Source organism: Pseudomonas sp. LF-5 (assembly GCF_037626295.1).
Taxonomy (GTDB): domain Bacteria; phylum Pseudomonadota; class Gammaproteobacteria; order Pseudomonadales; family Pseudomonadaceae; genus Aquipseudomonas; species Aquipseudomonas monsensis.
In genome coordinates this window covers 119,620-138,714 of sequence record NZ_JARKMT010000013.1, presented here as the reverse complement: position 1 = coordinate 138,714, position 19,095 = coordinate 119,620, and the positions used below count along the sequence as shown (strand labels likewise).

General features: G+C 61.6%; 17 protein-coding genes. 13 read left to right on the top strand and 4 right to left on the bottom strand.

Annotated elements, in window-relative coordinates:
- Nucleotides 1-80 precede the first annotated feature (80 nt).
- From PseuLF5_RS25990 to PseuLF5_RS25940, 11 genes are all read left to right on the top strand, one after another.
- Nucleotides 81-650 (top strand): acyl carrier protein, encoded by a 570-nt coding sequence (locus PseuLF5_RS25990; protein WP_340134978.1) that lies wholly within the window; start codon nt 81-83, stop codon nt 648-650.
- 8 nt (nt 651-658) lie between these two features.
- Nucleotides 659-1,933 carry a beta-ketoacyl-[acyl-carrier-protein] synthase family protein gene (locus PseuLF5_RS25985; protein WP_340134977.1) on the top strand — a complete coding sequence of 425 codons (1,275 nt, stop codon included), beginning with the start codon at nt 659-661 and terminating at the stop codon, nt 1,931-1,933.
- Between the two features lies 1 nt (nt 1,934).
- Nucleotides 1,935-2,993: a beta-ketoacyl synthase gene (locus PseuLF5_RS25980; protein ID WP_128615988.1), complete on the top strand. Its 1,059-nt coding sequence runs from the start codon at nt 1,935-1,937 to the stop codon at nt 2,991-2,993.
- Nucleotides 2,990-4,285: a beta-ketoacyl-[acyl-carrier-protein] synthase family protein gene (locus PseuLF5_RS25975; protein ID WP_123464416.1), complete on the top strand. Its 1,296-nt coding sequence runs from the start codon at nt 2,990-2,992 to the stop codon at nt 4,283-4,285. The genes PseuLF5_RS25980 and PseuLF5_RS25975 overlap by 4 nt, the downstream gene beginning before the upstream one ends.
- Complete coding sequence (locus PseuLF5_RS25970; protein ID WP_340134976.1) at nt 4,282-5,490, top strand: beta-ketoacyl synthase N-terminal-like domain-containing protein; 1,209 nt, start codon at nt 4,282-4,284, stop codon at nt 5,488-5,490. The genes PseuLF5_RS25975 and PseuLF5_RS25970 overlap by 4 nt, the downstream gene beginning before the upstream one ends.
- Nucleotides 5,491-5,544: 54 nt before the next feature.
- On the top strand, nt 5,545-8,415 hold the full coding sequence (locus PseuLF5_RS25965; protein ID WP_340134975.1) for an aminotransferase class III-fold pyridoxal phosphate-dependent enzyme: 2,871 nt from the start codon (nt 5,545-5,547) through the stop codon (nt 8,413-8,415).
- Nucleotides 8,416-8,424: 9 nt separating this feature from the next.
- A complete protein-coding gene (locus PseuLF5_RS25960) occupies nt 8,425-9,162 on the top strand; it encodes a 3-oxoacyl-ACP reductase family protein (protein WP_123464422.1) in 738 nt (245 codons plus the stop codon).
- The gene (locus tag PseuLF5_RS25955; RefSeq protein ID WP_123464424.1) at nt 9,159-9,923 is read left to right on the top strand and encodes an SDR family NAD(P)-dependent oxidoreductase; all 765 of its coding nucleotides are present in this window, start codon (nt 9,159-9,161) and stop codon (nt 9,921-9,923) included. The genes PseuLF5_RS25960 and PseuLF5_RS25955 overlap by 4 nt, the downstream gene beginning before the upstream one ends.
- A 2-nt stretch (nt 9,924-9,925) precedes the next feature.
- Entirely contained in the window at nt 9,926-11,224 is a 1,299-nt protein-coding gene (locus PseuLF5_RS25950) for a DUF1302 family protein (protein WP_340134974.1), read from the top strand.
- A gap of 68 nt (nt 11,225-11,292) precedes the next feature.
- Nucleotides 11,293-12,135: an outer membrane lipoprotein-sorting protein gene (locus tag PseuLF5_RS25945; RefSeq protein ID WP_340134973.1), complete on the top strand. Its 843-nt coding sequence runs from the start codon at nt 11,293-11,295 to the stop codon at nt 12,133-12,135.
- Nucleotides 12,136-12,168: 33 nt separating this feature from the next.
- On the top strand, nt 12,169-14,790 hold the full coding sequence (locus tag PseuLF5_RS25940; protein ID WP_340134972.1) for an efflux RND transporter permease subunit: 2,622 nt from the start codon (nt 12,169-12,171) through the stop codon (nt 14,788-14,790).
- 69 nt (nt 14,791-14,859) lie between these two features.
- Here PseuLF5_RS25940 and PseuLF5_RS25935 read toward each other — a convergent pair whose 3' ends face one another.
- From PseuLF5_RS25935 to PseuLF5_RS25925, 3 genes are all read right to left on the bottom strand, one after another.
- The gene (locus tag PseuLF5_RS25935; RefSeq protein ID WP_123464430.1) at nt 14,860-15,270 is read right to left on the bottom strand and encodes a MerR family transcriptional regulator; all 411 of its coding nucleotides are present in this window, start codon (nt 15,268-15,270) and stop codon (nt 14,860-14,862) included.
- Between the two features lie 200 nt (nt 15,271-15,470).
- Entirely contained in the window at nt 15,471-16,046 is a 576-nt protein-coding gene (locus tag PseuLF5_RS25930) for an NAD(P)H-dependent oxidoreductase (protein ID WP_123464432.1), read from the bottom strand.
- 55 nt (nt 16,047-16,101) lie between these two features.
- On the bottom strand, nt 16,102-16,983 hold the full coding sequence (locus PseuLF5_RS25925) for a LysR family transcriptional regulator (protein WP_340134971.1): 882 nt from the start codon (nt 16,981-16,983) through the stop codon (nt 16,102-16,104).
- A gap of 234 nt (nt 16,984-17,217) precedes the next feature.
- Here PseuLF5_RS25925 and PseuLF5_RS25920 point away from each other — a divergent pair, with 234 nt between their 5' ends.
- On the top strand, nt 17,218-17,982 hold the full coding sequence (locus tag PseuLF5_RS25920) for a sulfite exporter TauE/SafE family protein (RefSeq protein ID WP_340134970.1): 765 nt from the start codon (nt 17,218-17,220) through the stop codon (nt 17,980-17,982).
- On the opposite strand, the gene PseuLF5_RS25915 is transcribed toward PseuLF5_RS25920, so the two are convergent.
- Entirely contained in the window at nt 17,972-18,286 is a 315-nt protein-coding gene (locus PseuLF5_RS25915; protein ID WP_123464437.1) for a putative quinol monooxygenase, read from the bottom strand. The genes PseuLF5_RS25920 and PseuLF5_RS25915 overlap by 11 nt on opposite strands.
- Nucleotides 18,287-18,468: 182 nt before the next feature.
- On the opposite strand from PseuLF5_RS25915, the gene PseuLF5_RS25910 reads away from it, so the two are divergent.
- Nucleotides 18,469-19,059, top strand: a complete 591-nt coding sequence (locus PseuLF5_RS25910) for an NAD(P)H-dependent oxidoreductase (RefSeq protein ID WP_128615152.1) — start codon at nt 18,469-18,471, stop codon at nt 19,057-19,059.
- Nucleotides 19,060-19,095 lie beyond the last annotated feature (36 nt).

The window sequence follows — 19,095 nt, the reverse complement described above, 5'->3', positions numbered from 1 at the left end:
CGCGTAAGAAGTTCCTGTGGGAAAAGTTACTTCTCATAAGCCGAAATCATGAAGTAGTCACGACATATAGGGAGATAGAAATGAACAATCCATTGGACTTGGAACATGTCATTGCCAGCACTCGCGAAGTCCTCGCTCAGCTGTTGGTGATGGGCGCCGATGAAATTGATGAACACAGCAGTATCGTCGAAGACCTCGGTGCCGACTCGCTCGACATCGTCGACCTGAGTTTCCAGCTGGGCCGCCAGTACGGCTGCACGCTGCCAAAAACCAGCGTACTGGACCACGCCGTGGCGGTGTGCGGCGACGCCAGCGAATTTCTCGCCAGCGGCCGTATCACCGAAAGCGGCAAGGCCCTGCTCGAGCAAAGCCTGAGTGCCTACACCCCGGATCAACTGAAGGCAGGCATGCAGCCAGCTCAGGTCTTCGCCGCGACCACCGTGCGCAACTGGGCCAACCAGTGCCGCAACCTCTTCAACTACCTGCCGGCCTCCTGCCCGGATTGCGGCGCTCACCAGGCCGTGCTGAACGAGCGTCAGCAAGTGGTCTGTGGTGCGTGCAGTGCACGTCTGGTGCCGGCGGATGGTGACGAAGTGTCCCGTCAACTGGTCGAGCAGTTTGTCGCCACTCACGTCAAAGAGACGGTGTAGGAGTTCTCATGCGGGCACGAGAAGTCTATGTGAGCGGGTTCGGTCTGGTTGCGCCCATGGCGCTGGACGCTGCCACGTTGTTCGAGCGGATTTGCCGGAAGCAATCCTGTGTCCGCGAACATCCTCGGTTCAAGGCGCTGGGTTTTGCCAACAGCGCGGCGGGGTTTATCGACGACGCGCAGTGGCAGCGGATCGGCGCGGGTTTCGGCGGCAACGTGGCGCTGCACCCACGGCAAAGCGTGCTGGCCGAGTACGTGGCCCGTCAGGCACTGGAACATGCCGGTCTGACGCCGGCGGATTTTGCCCACAGTCGCAGCGGCCTGTTTCTGGGGGCCAACAAGTACTGTGCCGACAGCCATGACTTGCAGCGGGTCAGCCGTTGCATGGACCCGGCCGGCCGCGTTGACCTCGATCAGTTGCTGGACAACCCGGCCCCGTCGAGCGCGAGGTTCGTGCGGCGGGTCGACCAACAGACCCAGCATCTGGCCGACCGGCTCGGTATCCGCGATCACATCTCCACTCACTCCGATGCCTGCGCCGCCGGCACCATGGCCATCGGCAGTGCTTACCGGGCCATCGAGCGCGGCGAGATCGACGTGGCTCTTTGCGGCGCCGTCGAACTGATGGCCAACGAATTGCCTTATTACATGTTCAACAGCCTTGGGGCGCTGTGTCAGGCCGATCTGCCTGCGAGTGAGCAAAGTCGCCCGTTCATGCCGGACCGCAGTGGTTTTGTACTCAGCGAAGGTTCGGCGATGGTCGTGCTCGAATCCGCCGCGCACGCCCAGCGGCGCAAGGCCGCGCCACTGGGGCGGGTGCTGGGTTACGCGAATGTCTGCGAGGCCCAGAAGATGACGTCCAGTAGCCGCGACGGCAGCAAATACGAGGAATGCATGGAAGCTGCAATCGAAGATGCCGGGCTGCTGCGCAGTGCCGTGCAACACGTCAACACCCACGGCACCTCCACTCAGGCCAACGACAGTTGTGAAGCGCTGGCGCTGCAACGGTTGTTCGGTGGATGCCAGGACTTCATGACCTTCACCGCGAACAAGTCCGCCATCGGCCACTCTCTGGCCGGCAGCGGTGCGATCGAAGCGGTGCTGTCGTTGATCAGTCTGCGCGAGGGGGTGCTGCTGCCAACCCTGAACTATCAGCATGAGCGTAGCGAATACCCGTCGCTGAAATTCCTGAGCGAACCGGCGCGGCAGCCGATCAGCGTGGTGATGTCCAATTCGTTCGGCTTCGGCGGCATCAACAGCTCGCTGGTTCTGGGGAGGGCATGACATGAACCGAGCCATCTATATCAATGCCGCTGCCGTGCTGAACGCGGCCGGCAGCGAATGCGCCGACTTGCTTGGCACCCCGCCGGCAGCCCAGCCACTGGCCTTTGACCCTCGGCGCCAGGCATTTGCCTTGCCGACGCCGCGTCTGGCCAGTGACCTGTTCGACCGCAAAATCCAGCGCAGCGTCGAGCCGCAGGGGTTGCGGCTGCTGCATTGCACCGCGCGGCTGGCGCCAGCGCTGGCGGCACTGCAATTGCCCGCGTCGCGCATCGCCCTGACGGCGGCCATTCCGGAGGTCGACGCCCCGAGCCCTTGCTGGGACGCGGTGCAAGCGATCATCGAACAGCCGCAAAAACAGCTTGTGCAACTGCTGGCCAATACGCCGCCGCTGCACGCGCTGACCCTGCTCAACAGCAGCGTTATGGCTTACGTCGCCGAAGCGCTGAATTGCCATGGGCCGATGGGCGGTTTCTGTTCTCAGGACAACGCCGGGCTCGATGCGCTGATCGAAGCCTGCCAGCAGATCGGCGAACGCCGTGCCGATGCGGCGCTGGTGGTCAGCAGCAGCCCGAACCTGACGCCGGCTCTGTACCTGCGGGACTCCGATCCGGCAGGCGAACCGGTTTTCGGTGAAGGCGCAGCGGCTTTGCTGCTGGCCGCGACTCCGCCTGCGGGGGCGACACAGATGCTGCGTGTGGCCGGTTTTGCCCGCGGCTACAGCGCCGATCCGCAGCGCGCTGCTGCGGTCGGTCAACGTGTGATCGAACAGGCCCTGAGTCGCGAGAAGCTGCGTCTGGGCGACGTCGAGCACCTCGTCGGCAACGGCGATGACGCTCAATTGATGAGCGTGCTCCAAGCCTCCCGGCACGGCCTGCGCCACACGCGGGTCTTCACCGGTGAGTTGGGCGCCAGCGGCCTGTTGACCGATGTCGCCCTGACGTTGCACCTCAGCCGTGAAGCGGCCGCGACGCCGGGCTACACGTTGCTTGTCAGCCACACCCGCGCCGGTCACTGGGGCGCGTTGCTGTTGGCCAGTGAAACCATGGAGAAGCACGCATGAGTGCGACACGGATTGTGATCACCGGAATGGGCGCCGTCACCGGCTTCGGTTTCGAATGGCAGACCCTCTGGGAAAAAATGCTCGGCGCCGAACATTGTGTGCGGCCGTGGCAACCCGATGACGTGGACGACGGGACATTTGCCGTGCGCTATGCCGCGCCTGTCGACATGCGCCTGATGCCGGAAAAACTGCAAGACCACCCGGCCTGGACGTTGCCCCTGGAAAAGCGCAGCCGCTTTGGCTGGGTGGCTGCCACCCAGGCGGTCAGCGACAGCGGCCTGCAGCCAGAGCAGTTGCGCGGCGCGGCGGTGTTGTGTGCCTCGGGTGCACCGCAGCACATGCTCGCCGACATGCTTTTGACCGAGTCGCCGCAGGGCGGTGTGCCGGGCTGGCAGCATTTGATGTCGCGATCGGCCCAGGTCAGTGCCGAAGGTTCGCTGCGTCAGAGCAATGACCGGCTGGCGCGTGTGATCGCCGACGATCTGGGGTGTGAAGGACCGGTGATCAACATCAGCAGTGCCTGCGCCGGTGCTTCTCAGGCCATCGGCAATGCCTTTCAGATGATTCGACGTGGCGAAGTCAGCGTGGCGCTGGCCGGCGGTGCCGATTCGGTGCTCAACCTGGACACCATGGCCGCGCTGTACCTGCTCGGCGCCGCCTCGGGCGAACAACGCTGGGGCGCCGATCTGTGCCGGCCGTTCGACCGCGACCGCAGCGGCTTGATTGCCGGTGAGGGCGGTGGTTTTGTCGTCCTCGAAAGCCTCGAGCATGCCCTGGCCCGTGGCGCGACGCCCTATGCCGAAGTGCTGGGTTTCGGCAGCAGCCTGGATGCCTACAAGGTCACCGCGCCACAACCGCAAGGACGCGGCGCCGCACTGGCGATGCAGGCAGCGCTGGACGACGCCGGCCTGCGCGCACAGCAGATCGACCTGATCAATGCCCACGGTACCTCGACCCCGCTCAACGATGTTGCCGAAACCCTGGCGATCAAGAGCGTATTCGCCGAACAGCAGCATTATCGGGCGTTGGCGGTCAGCGCCAACAAATCGCAATTCGGCCATCTGATTGCGGCCGCCGGTGCGCCGGAATGCATCGTCACTGCGCTGGCCTGCCTGAATGACCAGATCACGCCAACGGTGAACCGGCATACCGCCGATGAACAGTGCGATCTGGATTATTGCCCCGGTCAGGCTGTCAGCCGTCGGGTTGATTACGCGCTGAGCAATTCCTTCGGATTCGGTGGCCTCAACACCTCGCTGGCCCTTGGCAAATATCGGGAGCACGGACAATGACTCATGCCACCGCGCGTATCGCCATTGCCGGTAGCGGCTGTGTGTTGCCCAGCGGTTGGGGCGTCGACCGATTGTGGTCGGCGGCCCTTGAAGGTCGCAGCGCGATCTCGCCCCTGCAATCGTCGCTGTTGCACAGTGAGCGGGTCGTCGCATTCGGCCACGTCAGCGATGCGGCGCATCAACGCAGTCGCCAGGACGTCGCGCAAAACCTGCAGCGTTACTGCCCGCCGGCGGTGATCTGGGGTGTCAGCGCGGTGCGTCAGGCGTTGGCGCAAGCCGGACTCGAGCCGGGTGCCAGCGACGTGCGTTTCGGTCTCTATTGCTGTCAGGGCGGCTACACCCATCCATCGCTGACGTCCTACGGCGAACTGCTGCAGGAATGTCAGACCGAGAACGGTGCCGACATGCGACGCCTCGCCCAACGGGTGCTGCAGGAGCGTGCGCTCGATCCGTTTCTGGTGCTCAAAAGCCTGAGCAACGGTTTGCTCGGCGTGGTCAGTCTGGCGCTGAAACTGGAGTGCGAGTGCAACGCCTACATGCAAGGCGTGGCCGGTAATCTGGCGGCGCTGCGTGAAGCCTGCGCGGCGCTGCACAGTGGCCGCATTGATGCGGCGATTGTGGTGGGTGCCGGCAGTGAGCTCGATCCGCTGGCGCTGGCTGCCCTGGCCGAGGCCGGTGTGATCAGCACCGACGGTTCGCAGCACCTGCGCGCATTCGATCGCCAGGGACACGGCGGCATTGTCGGCGAAGGCGCTGCGGCCGTGGTGCTGCGACGTACCGATGACCTGCCGGCCAGGCCGCAGACCTGTCTGACAGGGCTCTTTGCGCACCCACGCCTGGACTCGCTGAACCTGCCGGACAAACAGGTTGATTTGCTGATCAGCAGCGCCACCGGTGACCCGCAAAAGGACGCCGACCTGGCCCGCACACTGGCGCGAACCGGTGCCGCGCACATCACCAGCAGCACGCCGCTGACCGGCATTCTCAGTGGTGCGCCGAGCCTGGTGGATCTGATTCTCGCCCGGCAAACCCTGCAGGCGCAAAGCGTCGCTCCGATCATCGGTCTTGAGCAACCGGTGGACCCGCATCTGCCGTTTGTCATGGCGCAGCCGCGCGATGCCGTGCTGCACGATTGCCTGGTCATCAACCGCGACGACAACGGCTTCAGCGCCTGTTTTCAACTGGAATTTCACGCGGCCGACTGACTGTCCGGACGCAACGCAGCGCATCTGATTTTTCACTCAAGGGATATAACTGTCATGGATTATCGCGATTACGTACGGCCGAAATTCGTTGAACTGATGCAGGCCCTGGGCCTGGAGTGCCAGTTCCATCGTGCGCTCGGCAGCAAACTGTTTTACCGCGACAAGCAGGGCGCAGAGGTGACCGTCACCGACTTCCTCGGCGGTTACGGGGCCGCGCTGTATGGCCACAACGATCCGCAATTCGTCGATCAGCTCTGCAGCCTGTTGCGTGCCGATGTGCCGTTCAACGCGCAGATGTCGGTGCGCGGTGCCGCCGGCCAGTTGGGGCGCGAACTCAGTGAGGCGTTCAACCGTGAGCTGAACAACAACGAACGCTACATTTCGACCTTCTCCAACAGCGGCGCCGAGTCGGTGGAAATCGCCGTCAAGCACGCCGAATACCGTCGTCAGAAAAACCTGCAGAAGCAATTCGACGAGCGCGATTTCGCCCTCGCCAATCTGGTTGCCAGCGACAAGGCTTATGTCGAACTGGACATCGACGATCTCGATTTGCCTGCGGGCCTGCTGCCGCAGAATCTGTCCTGCGTCACCGTGCGCCAAGTGGCCGAAGCGGTGCGTCAGCACAACCTGGCGCAGTTGCATGTCGAGCCGGTGTTCCTGGCTGTGCGCGGCAGCTTCCACGGCAAACTGGTGAACACCGTTCAGTTGACCTATGGCAAGCAGTACCGCAAGCCGTTCGCCCGTTTCGGTCTCAACGTCGAGTTCATCGACCCGCAGCAGCCGCAGCAATTGCAAGAACTGCCGGCCCGGCATATCCGTCACTGGCTGAGCCTGGAATGGAGCGGTGAAACCCTGCAGGTACGGCGCGAGGCGTTCAGCGCGATCACCGCAGTCCTGCTCGAACCGATCCAGGGCGAAGGCGGCATCAACGAGTTCGCCGGCGAGTTCTACCTGGGCCTGCGCCGCCTGTGCAACGAGCAGCAGTGCCCGTTGATCATCGACGAAGTGCAATCGGGTTTCGGCCGCACCGGCACCTTGCTCGGCGCCAGCCATTTCAACTTGCAGGGCGATTACTACTGCCTGTCGAAAGCCCTGGGCGGTGGCCTGATGAAAATCGCCGCGACGGTGATCCGCGCCAGCCACTACGAAAACGATTTCAGCTACATCCACAGCTCGACCTTCGCCGAAGACGATGCGTCCTGCCATATCGCCCTGTCGGCCCTGCGCCGTTTGTTTGAGAACGACAGCGCGATGCTCAAGGACGTGAACAAGAAGGGCGAATACCTCAAATCTTCGTTGCTGGAACTCAAGGCGGCCTATCCGGACGTCATCGCCGACGTGCGCGGCCGCGGCTTGCTGCTGGGTTTCGAACTGCACGACCTGACTGGCACCAGCTCACTGGTTCAGGCATCGGCGCAGTACAACGACGCGCTGGGCTACATCATCGCCGGCTACCTGCTGCAATTCGAATACCTGCGCGTGGCGCCGTCGGGCAGCAACGCCAATGTGATCCGTCTGGAACCGCCGGTGTGCATCACCTTTGCGGAAATTGACGGGTTGATCGCTTCCCTGCAAAAAGTCTGCGACATGCTGCGCCGCCGCGATGCCTTCCCGCTGGCCGCCGGTGTGTGTGCCGACAGCATCGCTGACGTGCCAGCACGCGAGGTCAGCTTCAAGGAGACCGAAACCCGCCCAAAGTCTGACGAGAACGTGCGCGTGGTGGCTCGCGTGGCGTTCATCAACCATTTGATCGATTCGGACATGCTCAGCGATGTCGATCCTTCGCTGTCGACCCTGAGCGCTGAACAGAAGCGCGAGTTCATCAAACGCATGGCCCCCGAGCGCCGTGCCGCGCCGATCGGCCCGGTGCAGATTCGTTCGAAACTCGGCACGGCGGTGGAGTTCACCTTGTACCCGCTGTGCATGGACTCCGATGCGATGGCTGCGTATATCGCCAGCGGTGATCTGCAAACCATCCGCGAAGAGGTTGGTAATCGCATCAAGGATGCCCGCGCCGATGGCTACAGCGTCGCCGGTCTGGGCATGTACACCTCGATCGTGACCAACAACTGCCAGGCGCTGCAGATTCCTGACATGGCGCTGACTTCCGGCAATGCACTGACCATCGGCATGGGCCTGGAAGCCATCGAACAGGGCTGCAAGCAACAGGGCCTTGAGCTGGGCGAGCAGACTGCAGCGGTAGTCGGCGCCGCCGGCAACATCGCTTCGACCTATGCCTCGTTGTTGTCGACCAGTGTCGAGCACCTGATTCTCATCGGCAGCGGTCGCGACGGTTCGCTGCGCCGCCTGGAGAAAACCGCTCAACAGATCTACGCCGAAGCCGCCCGGGCGATTCTCAAGGGGGTCGCCGAACACGATCGTCTCGCCCGGCGCTTGCAGCAAATCGACGGTATCGAAGCGCTGCTGCAGGCCCACGGCAACAGCGCCGACCTCGGTCAACGCGTGGCGAAGCTGGTTGAAGAACGCCTGGGCGCCAACGCCTTTATCACGGTCAGCAACGATCTTGAGGTGTTGAAGCAAGCGCGCATCGTGCTCTGCGCGGCGAATGCACCGCAGCCGTTTCTCTTTGCCGAGCACTTTGCTGAAAACAGCGTGATCTGCGACATCGCCGTGCCGCTGAACGTTGACCAGAACCTCGCCAGCCAGCGCGCCGACGTGCTCTACATGCATGGCGGCATCGTGCAGACGCCACTGGGCGATGGCCTGGTGAAAAACGTCCGCGCCTACCTCAAGCAAGGTCAGCTGTATGCGTGCATGGCCGAGTCGGTGCTGATGGGCCTGTCCGGTATGAAACAGCACTACTCCTACGGCGACATCAGCCGCGAGCAAGTGCAGCAGATTCGTGCACTGGCCGCGACCCACGGCTTCAGCCTCGCCCAGTTCAAAACCGACAACTCGCTTTAAGGAACGGTCATGCCGAATAAAGTAGCAGTGGTGACCGGTGGCAGTCGCGGCATCGGTCGGGCGATTGTCCTGACCCTCGCCCGTGCGGGTTATCAGATCGCGTTCAGTTACGTGCGCGATGAAGTGGCGGCGATGGCCTTGCGCGATGAAGTGCAGGCGTCGGGCATCGACTGCCTGGCGCTGCAATGCGACGTCGGTAACGGCGAGAGCATCAAGGCGTTTTTCGAACGGGTCGACCAGCATTTCCAGCGTGTCGATCTGTTGGTCAACAACGCCGGCATTACCCGTGACGGCTTGCTCGCGACGATGTCGGCCCGCGACATCGTCGAGGTGATCCAGACCAACCTGATCGGCACCCTGCTGTGCTGTCAGCAGGTGGTTCCGGGCATGATGCGCCAGCGCAGTGGCTGCATCGTCAATATCAGTTCGGTGGCGGCGCAAAAACCCGGCAAGGGCCAAAGCAATTATGCCGCGGCCAAGGGCGGGGTCGAGTCGCTGACTCGTGCCCTGGCTGTTGAATTGGCGCCGCGCAACATTCGCGTCAATGCGGTAGCGCCGGGCATCGTCAAGACCGAGATGAGCACGGCGCTGATCGGCAGTCAGGAGGAAGAAATCCAGTCGCGCCTGCTGATCAAACGCTACGCCGAACCTGAAGAAATTGCCGAAGCGGTGCTGTACCTCGCTGATCGCGGTTTGTACCTGACCGGGGAGGTCCTGCCGGTCAACGGCGGGCTGAAAATGCCATGAGCCGGACCATTCTGATTACTGGTGCCGCCAAGGGCATCGGTCGCGCGGTGGCGGAGAATTTCGCCACCGAGGCCGACAATCGTCTGATCCTGCTGGATCTCGATCTGCCGGAACTGCAGCGCTGGGTCGATGAACAACACGCGCAGATCAAGGCACGGGTCGAAACCCACGCGGCGAACATTGCCGACCTGCCGGCGATGGAGGCGTTCTTCAAGACCCTCGGTTCGCAAGTCGAATACGTTGATGTGCTGGTCAACAGCGCCGGTATCTGCAACGAGAACGAGCCGGAGGATTTGCACAACTGGCACAAGGTGATTTCGGTCAACCTCAACGGCACGTTCTACGTGACCTCGTTGTGTCTGGCGCTGATGCCCGATCGGGGCCGGATCATCAACATGTCGTCGATCCTCGGTCGGGCCGGCAAGGTGCGCAACACCGCGTACTGCGCGTCCAAGCACGGCATCGTCGGCATGACCAAGGCGCTGGCGCTGGACCTGGCGTCGCGGCAGATCACCGTCAACGCGATTCTGCCGGCCTGGATCGATACGCCGATGTTGCAGGGTGAACTGGCGACGCAAGCGGCGATTGCCGGTTTGACCCAGGAACAGATCGTGCGCAACGCGAAGAAGAAACTGCCGATGCGCCGTTTCATCCAGAGCGAAGAAGTGGCGGCGATGGTGCGTTACCTGGCCAGTCCCGAGGCTGGTGGGGTGACTGCCCAGAGCCTGGTGATTGATGGCGGTGTCGGGTTGGGAATGTAACGATGCCTCGATTTCACATCAGCCACCTCGCCTGTGCCGTGTGGACGTGCCTGGCCGCGCCCGCCGCGATGGCCGAATTCACCGTCGATGATCTCAAGCCGGATTACGCCGACGGTGAAGTCGGCGTGGCCACGGCCGTGCGCCTGCACGGTGACGATCAGGTCACGCAGAAAGCCGTGTACTTCAAGGCCAACCTGGAAGACAACTGGGACGGCGGTTACTACAAGGCCAAGGGCCGCGTGCGGTATGACGCGCGCTACGACGGCAACCAACCGTACAGCGAGCGGGCGCGGGACAAATACCGTTTCGATGCCGATTGGCGGCACTTGTATGTGGGCCATGCGCTGGGCGATGGCGAGGTGACGGTCGGCTGGCAGCAAGTGGTCTGGGGGCGTGCCGATGAGTTGCGCGTGCTCGATCAGATCAACCCGCTGGACTACCGCGACGGCCTGACCCCGCTGCTCGAAGACAGCCGCATCGCCGTGCCGATGGTGCGGTTTGCGCAACCGGTGGGCGAGTGGGAGCTGGAAGCGCTGTGGATCACCGATTTTGTGAAAAACCAGCCGCCGGTGGCCGGCAGTGAGTTTGCCGCGCCACTGTTTGCCGCGCCGGACCCGCAATATTTCCTGCTCGATTCCAAACCTGGCTATGACGGTGACAAGGGTTATTCCTATGGCCTGAGCGCCAACGGCCGGATCGGCGCGGTAGACGCCAGTTTTGTCGCCTTGAGCGCCCGTCAGCAGGACCCGGTGTACGCGGTCGAAGGCCTCGCCGACGACGGTCGCACTCGGCTGGAACGGCAGTTTCCCCGTTACACCATGGGCGGTGCCGGGCTGGCGATCGACGCCGGGCACAGCATCGTGGTGCGCAGCGAGGTGGCGTATTTCGACAACTGGCGCGTGACCAATCCGACGCGTGCCTACGGTGCCGACAGCACGCCGATGGTCAAGTCATTGCTGGGGGTCGATTACCTGTTGCGCGACTGGCTGATTTCCGCGCAGTGGCAGGAACAAGTGCTGCTCGACTGGCAGGACGGCATGTTGCAGGACAAGCGCGAACCGCTGTTCACCCTGTCGGCCGAAGGCACCCATTGGCAGGACCGTCTCAAGAGTCGTCTGGTGGCCGCCGCCTCGCCACCGTTTCAGGACAACGCATTGCTGCAAGGCATCTTCACCTACAAACCGGTGGACTACATCAAGCTCGGCCTGGAAGTGGACGTGTTCTTCGGCAGACCTGACCGGTCTTTCGGCGAGTACCGCAAGCACGACCAGCTGCGCCTGTCGGCCGGCTATCTGTTTTAACCCCATTGCGCCTGTCGCCACGCTGGTGCAGGCGCCCACGCATTCATCCGATGAAAAGGGAAGTTCTTATGTTGCCGTTTTTGAAAAGTCTGACCACCGCCGCATTTATCCTGGGCAGCGCCTGCGCCTGCGCCAGTGCCGCCGAAGCCGGCAATGCCGATGACATCATCCGTCAGGTGCGTGATCGCAACGACGGTAACAGCTTCATGTCCCAGGTCTCGTTGATCCTGCATGACAAGAAGGGCAATACCCGGGTTCGCGAGTTCACTTACCTGCAAAAGGACTACCCGGACAGCGACAAATTCAGCATGTACTTTTCCGCGCCGACCGACGTGCGTGACGTTGCCTTCCACATCGAAAACCCCCACGAAACCCTGGGCCTGGAAGACAGCCAGTGGATGTACCTGCCGGTCAGCCGCCAGACCCGCCGCATCTCCACCACCGACAAGCGCGGCTCGTTCATGGGCAGTGAGTATTCGTATGCCGACCTGGACAAGATCCGCGTCAAGGATTACTCGCAGAAACTCGTCGGCGAAGAGCAGATCAAGGGCCGCGACTGCTACGTGATCGAGCGCGAACCGGCATCCCCTGAAGTGCTGGCCAAGACCGGCTACAACAAGCTGAAAGTGTGGATCGACAAGCAGAACTTCCTGGTCATGCGCCAGGACTTTTTCGACGTCAAAGGCGTGTTGATCAAGCAGATGCGCACGCAGAAAGTCGCGACCATCGACTCGATCGACAGCATCGTGCTCAGTGAAACCGAACACTTCATCGACGGCACGCGCTCGGAAATGCGCTTCAACCAGTTGCAGTACAACGTCCCGCTGGAAGACCGCCTGTTTACCCAGACCGCGATCAAGCGCGGCCTGAAATCCGGTGACTTGCCGGAATTTGCCGTGTCTGCCCGCTAAGCGCCGACCCCGACGACCTGGAACCGCATGATCATGGAAAGATATCTGAATTTCGTCGAGCGTTATGCGCGGGCGATTGTTTTCCTGCTGGTGGCGATTACCGCGTATTTCACCTATACGCTGGGCGCGCTGGTCTCCGACACCAACCCTTATCTGCTCAAGGAAAGCCACCCGGCGCGCAAGACCATCATCGACTTGCAGGGTGAGTTCACCGGCACCTTCGACTCGGTGATGGTGGCGCTGAACAACCCGCAGACGGTGTTCAACAAGCAGACGCTCAACGCGCTGTTTTCGATGTCGCAGTCAGTGCGCAAGATGATTCTGGCCAACGATGCCGACAAGGAGCAACTGGCGCAAATCGTCGGCAAGTACCCGAATGACAGCCGCGCGCAGTTGTTGACCCGGGACATCCTGGAGGGCGGCTTTTCACAGAACGACTATGCCCAGGCCAAGGCTTTGCGTGACCATGCGCAGAGCCAGAACTGGGACTCGCACGATCAGCTGTTCCTGACCTTTCTCGCCGAGCGGATCAACCCGATCCGCGAAATGGCCTCGATGGGCGACCTGGAAAACATCGTCCTGACCGACGACGGCGAGCTGTTGATCCACAAGACCCTCAATGCCTATGACATGGACCCGGCCGTGGTCGAGTCGCAGATCATGGGCAACGAATTGATGGTCGACGGGGTGGTGTCCAAGGACAAGAAAGTCGCGATGCTGGTGGCCGAACTCGGCACCAAGCAGGACGATGCCCAGGCGCAACTGCGCGCCTATCAGATCGTGCGCGGCATCGTTGCGCAGTACCAGGCCGAGCATCCGGAGTACAAGGACGAAATCTTCATTGCCGGCATGCCGATCTTCATCGCCGCGCAACAGGAAATCATCGACCACGACCTGGCCGTGCTGTTCCCGATTGTGTTTTTGCTGATCACCCTGTTGCTGACTTTCTTCTTCCGCAAACCGCTGGGCGTGCTGTTGCCGCTGTTCAATATTCTGTTCTGCACCATCTGGACCCTCGGGCTGATGGCGCTGTTGCGGGTGCCGTTCGACCTGCTGACCAGTGTGCTGCCGGTGTTCCTGTTCACCATTTGCTGCTCGGACGCGATCCATGTGATGGCCGAATATTACGAGCAGAAAAACGCTGGCAAGAGCAACCGCGAAGCCAACCGTGAAACCCAGCGCCTGATGGTGGTGCCGGTGGTGTTGACGACGGTGACGACCATCGCCACGTTCATGATTTCCACCACCAACAACATTGTCAGCATTCGCAATTTCGGCGTGTTCATGTCCATCGGCCTGACCGCGGCATTGATCATTTCGCTGTTGCTGATTCCGGCGTGGATCTCGCTGTGGGGCAAGGATCAGCCGGCGCAAGCCAAGACTGACGTGCACAAGGAATCGATCATCTCGCGTTACCTGGTCGCGTTCTGCGCCTGGATGATCCGCTTTCGCAAGCCGATCCTGATGGTCGTGCTGCCGCTGCTGGCGCTGGCCACGGTGTTCACCTTCCGCGTCGATATCGAAGACTCCGGCATTGCCTACTTCAAGCCTGAGAGCCACATTCGCGTGTCCGATCAATTCATCAACCACGCGAAGGTCGCGGGCACGGCGCCGGGCTGGATCGCCATCGACAGCAAGGAGCCGCGCGGGGTGCTGACCACCGACGTGGTGCAGTTCATCGACAAGCTCGACCATTTCATCAAGCAGCAGCCGAACGTCAGCTACGGCTACTCGCTGGCCACTTACGTCAAGCGCATGAACCTGGTGCTCAACGACATGAACCCGGATTATCTGCGGGTGCCGAATGCCGTGGAGAAGGTCACGTCGGTCAATGATGACGGGCAGGTCGAGCAGTTTGAAGTGCCGGGCAATTCGCTGATCGAGCAACACGTGATGCTGTTCGAAAACGGTGGCGGCTCCGACCTGAACAACGTACTCAATGCGGACTTTTCCAAGGCCTTGACCCTGTACACCATGACCTCGTCGGTCGCCAGCGACTATCAGGGCATGCTCGATCGCCTCGATGCCTGGTTGCTGATCAACAAACCCGCCAACCTCGAGGTGACCCACGCCGGCACGCCATTGATCTGGACCGGTGTGCTGCAGGAAATAACTCAGGGCCAGGTATTGAGCTTTTCCCTGGCGCTGCTGGTCGTCACGCTGATGATGATGTACTGGCTCAAGTCGGTGCGCCTCGGGATCCTCGGCATGCTGACCTTGCTGACCACTTCGGTGACGGTCTACGGCTTCATGTTCCTGTTCAACATCGAACTGAACATCGGCACGACGCTGGTGACGTTCCTGGTGGTGGGCGTGGTCGATTACGCGGTGCACCTGCTGTCGCGCATCAAGCTGCTGGTGCAGCAGGGCATCGAAATTGATGCGGCGATTCTGCAGGCGATGCACAGCGTCGGACGCTCGACGGTGATCAACGTGGTGATCTTCTCCGTGGGCTTCATGGCGCTGCTGTTTTCCGACTTCAAACCGATCGTCGACCTCGGTGCACTGGTGGCGATGGCGCTGTTTTCCAGTGGGGTCATGACCATTGTGCTGGTGACGCTGGTATCGCCGTGGTTCTTTGCGGCGATTGCGCCAGTGCATGCGCCGGTTCAGGCCCCCCGCACTGAGGCAGAGACAGAGGCGGTGCCGGGCTGATTCGCCGCCGACCGGGTGCGCAGGCCCTGAGGTGGCAGGCGAGCCCGGTCATACGGTGCAGCAGGGTTTTCAGTTCAGTGTATTGCCCGGGTTTTTTTCGCCATAGCGGGCGATGCGCTCGAACTGACATTCCTGGCGGGCATCGTTGAGATTGTTCTCAAACGCTTCAAGGCCGTCGTGCAATTGCTGCAAATCGCCGATCTGGGACACCAGTTCGGCTTTTTTTTCGGCAATCGCACGTTGCGCCATGTCCCAGGGAAACTCGTCGCCACGGTAGTTGTTGAGGATCACCTGCAGCTCTTTGAGCTTGAAGCCCAGTTGCTGGGCGCACTTGATGAACGTCAACACTTCAACGCTTTGCTGGCTGTAGATGCGGTATTTGCCTTCACGCTTGGGCTCGGGCAACAGGCCGATTTCTTCGTAATGGCGAATGCTTTTGACTGTGGTGCCCGACAGCTGGGCGGCTTTGCCAATGTACATAAAGGTCCGTCTCGATGATCAAACAGGGCGTAGCGCGATCAGGCGTCATGCCAGATCGGGGGGCGATTATATGTCGAATATCATCGAGGTATTGCAACTGTGCGTAAATGACGCGCACAGGCGACGGACGGGCCTGTGACGGCAGCCCGGTGGCGGACTGACGGCGGCGACTGCGCCGTCAGTGGTTCAGACAGGCACCGTCAGCTGGCGGCGGTTGCCCGGGCCTGTTCGAGCCAGATATCGCGCTGGCCGGGTTTGGAGCCCAGGATCGGTCCGAACGTCAGGGTTTTCAGGGGTTTGATCCCGCAGAATTCCAGGGTGGTCTTGCGCATCTGGTGCAGGCCCGGCATGCGATAGATCCACTTGTAATACCAGGGCGGCGTGTCCATGGTCACCAGCAGGTGTGCAGTGCGTCCCTTGAGCAGCTTGTCCGGAAAGGCTTTGCCCTCACGGTACTTGAAGGCGAATCCGGGCAGAAAAATCCGGTCGAGGAAGCCCTTCAGCAGCGCCGGAATCCCGCCCCACCAGATCGGATAGACAAACGTCAGGTGCTCGGCCCAGGTGATATCGGCCTGGGCTTGCAGCAGATCCGGCTCCAGCGGCTGCACCTTGTTGTAGCCCTCGTGCAGCACGGGGTCGAAATCCAGCGCATCCAGGCGTAGCAGGCGGACGTCATGCCCGGCGTCTTTGGCCGCCTGCACGTAGGTCTCGCTCAATGCCCCGCAAAAACTGTCGGTGGAGGGGTGCCCCAGAATCACGAGCATTCGTTTGCTCATTGTGTGTACTCCTGAAATGAAGCGCACAGGATAGAGTCTGCCCCTAGCGGTAGAGTCAAGGCGTCAATGCGTCGAGCAAGGCCCGTGCGTAACCGGGCAACTGCGCGAAATCCCGCGCGCAGAGTTGCAGGGCGCGGTTCGCCCAGATCTCGTCGAGCGGTCGGCACACCAGCGAATGCACCGAGGCCCAGCGCTCGACCGCGACCCTCGGCACGATCGCCAGCCCCGCCCCGCGCGCCACCATGCGCATGACTCCGTCAAAGCCATCGGTGCGGATGCGGATCGCCATGCGCTGACCGATGTGCAGCGCCTGTTCCTCCAAGTGAATGGCCAGCGCGCTATGGGCGCCGAGCGCGACGAAATCATGCGCCAGGGTTTGCGCAAAAGTCAGGGAAGGCTGCTCGGCCAGCGGATGCGCCGGCGGCAGGATCAACACCAGCGGATCATCGCGAAAGGCGCGGGTCTGTAGACCGTGGGTGTCCACCGCATCGGAGACAATCCCGATGTCCGCTGCGCCCTGGCGCAGGGCGTGGGTGATGCGTGCGCTTGGCAGTTCTTGCAGATCAATGTCGAGATTGGGATGACTGCGCAGAAAGTCCGCCAGCACCTCCGGCAGGTATTCGGTGATCGCCGTGGTGTTGCACAGCAAGCGCACCTGGCCTTTCACGCCTTGGGCGTATTCGGCCAGATCCTGCTGCATGCGTTCGGCCTGCTGCAGAAGGATCCGTGCGTGTTGCGCCAGCGCTTTGCCGGCGGCAGTCGGGGTGACGCCACGGCGGCCGCGCTCAAGAAAATCGATGCCAAGCGAGGCTTCCATGGCGCGGATTCTGGCGCTGGCGGCGGCCAGGGATAAATGGCTGCGGGCGGCGCCGGCGGTGATGTTGCCGGTGTCGAGGATGTGCAAGTAGAGGCGCAGGTCGGTGAGGTCGAAGTGCATGGTTGGCAGCCTCTGGTTTTGGTGGTGTCTGGGCGGGCCCCATCGCTGGCAAGCCAGCTCCCACAGAATTTTTGTTGATCACACATTTAGAGCTCAACACTGAAACCTGTGGGAGCTGGCTTGCCAGCGATGGGGCCAGAAGCGCCAAAGACAATATCAGCCTCTTGCTCAGTGAGAGGCACGCTCAGTATATGGCGGATTTTCAGCCAACCCCGACTGGCGCACAGTAGCGCCATGAACACACTCACAGATTTCTACCAAAACCTGGGACTGGCCCTGTCTTTACTGGTCATCGCGACCTTTGTCCTCGCCGGCCTGATCAAAGGCGTGATCGGCCTTGGCCTGCCCACCGTTGCGATGGGCCTGCTCGGTCTGGCTATGGCACCGTCACAGGCAGCCGCCATGCTGATCATTCCGGCTACGCTGACCAACGTCTGGCAACTGGCCTTTGGCGGGCATCTGAAAGGATTGCTCAAGCGTCTGTGGCCGATGCTGCTGATGATTTTCTTCGGCACCGGCGTCGGCACTTTGTGGATCGGCATGGCCGGTGGACATTGGGTGGTACGCGGACTGGGCGCGGCGTTGTTGCTGTATGCGTTGAGCGGGTTGTTCCTGCCAGCGATGCACGTCAAGCCGCGCCACGAAACCTGGCTCGGTCCGCTGTGCGGTTTGCTGACGGGCGTCATCACCTCGGCCACGGGCGTCTTCGTGATTCCGGCGGTGCCGTACATGCAGGCGCTGGGTTTGCGCCGGGATGAACTGGTGCAGGCGCTGGGTCTGTCCTTCACCGTTTCAACGCTGGCGCTGGCCGGTGGTTTGCTCTGGCGCGGCGCGCTGGGTGGCGGCGAATTGAGTGCCTCGCTGTTGGCGCTGATCCCGGCAGTGCTGGGCATGTTGCTCGGCCAATGGCTGCGTCAGCGGATCAGTGCGGTGTTGTTCAAGCGCGCATTCTTCATTGGACTGGGCGCGCTCGGCGCCCATTTGCTGATCAGCGGCTAGCCGACGACGCGCTGAGCATGTCGATCCGACGGATATCGAAATCGCGCTCCAGGTACGCCATGCGGTTCTCGAAAAACTCGCGCATGTGCGGCAGATTCGAATGCACGTCCAGATGCGCCTGGCTTTCCCAGATCTCGTAGAAGATGAACAGCGTCGGGTCTTCCTTGTCGCGCAGCATGTGGTACTCGATGCAGCCGGGCTCGGCGCGACTCGGTTCGACGTAAGCGCGAAACAGCGCTTCGAAGGCATCGGCTTTCTCCGGGCGAGTCTTGGCGTGCAGGATAAAACCGTGGTGTTCATTCATCAAAACAACTCCTCAAATACTGATAGCCGGAAATGCTATTGCAACAATCGGCATTAGATTCGTGCATTTTGATCAAATGTATTTTGCGCTCAAGCGGCTTATTCCGCGCGTGATGGGTGGGTAACCTGCCGCCATTCCTTTGCCCATCTTTCTCCAGCCCAATGGCTGTGCGAGGCGCTTTCATGAAAAAAGTATTGTTGCTCAATGGCGGTAAAAAATTCGCCCACTCCGATGGTCGCTACAACACCACCCTGCATGAAGCCGCACTGAGTGTGCTGGATCGCGGCGGTGTCGACGTCAAGACCACGTTCATCGACGAGGGCTACGACGTCGCAGAAGAAGTGGCCAAATTCCTCTGGGCCGACGTGATCATTTATCAAATGCCGGGCTGGTGGATGGGCGCGCCGTGGACGGTGAAAAAGTACATCGACGAAGTGTTCACCGAAGGCCACGGCAGCCTCTATGCCAGCGACGGTCGTACCCGTTCCGATGCGTCGCAGAAGTACGGCAGTGGCGGCCTGATCCAGGGCAAGCAATACATGTTGTCGCTGACCTGGAACGCGCCGCAGCAGGCTTTCGATGACCCGACCGACTTCTTCGAAGCCAAAGGCGTGGACGCGGTGTACTTCCCGTTTCACAAGGCCAATGAGTTTCTCGGCATGACCGGGTTGCCGACGTTCCTCTGTGTCGACGTGATGAAGCGGCCGAACATCGAGAACGATGTGGCGCGCTATGAGCGGCATCTGACAGAGGTGTTTGGCCTCCAGGCGTGAAGTGATTTCCTTGGGCCAGGCAAGTGATCTGTGGCG